Origin of the sequence: Pseudomonas sp. GW456-12-10-14-LB2, assembly GCF_002884345.1 — a bacterium.
In the GTDB taxonomy this organism is placed as follows: domain Bacteria; phylum Pseudomonadota; class Gammaproteobacteria; order Pseudomonadales; family Pseudomonadaceae; genus Aquipseudomonas; species Aquipseudomonas paraglycinae.
The window spans coordinates 1-239 of sequence record NZ_POHV01000291.1; the positions used below are offsets into that span (position 1 = coordinate 1).

A 239-nucleotide genomic window follows, 5' to 3' on the forward strand; every position below is an offset into this window, starting at 1 on the left:
GCCCTGTTCCACTCGCGCATCGCGTCGAAATTGGCTGAGCCTTCGTCATAGGGCTGGCCCATCTTGAAGCCGTTCGAGTGCAGCAGGTTCGCGGTCGAGGCGAGCACGTCGGCGACGCTGTGGCGGAGGTCGACATGGCCGTCGCCGTCGAAATCGACGCCGTATTTGATGTAGGACGACGGCAGGAACTGGGTCTGGCCGATCTCGCCGGCATAGGCGCCGATCAGGTCGCGCAAGGG

Annotated in this window: 1 protein-coding gene; it reads right to left on the reverse strand. The window is 64.4% G+C overall.

The genetic code is table 11. The features are described from left to right. Positions 1-239 (reverse strand): lytic murein transglycosylase (locus tag C1X29_RS29130; protein ID WP_173940229.1); only part of this gene is annotated, 239 nt, incomplete at both ends.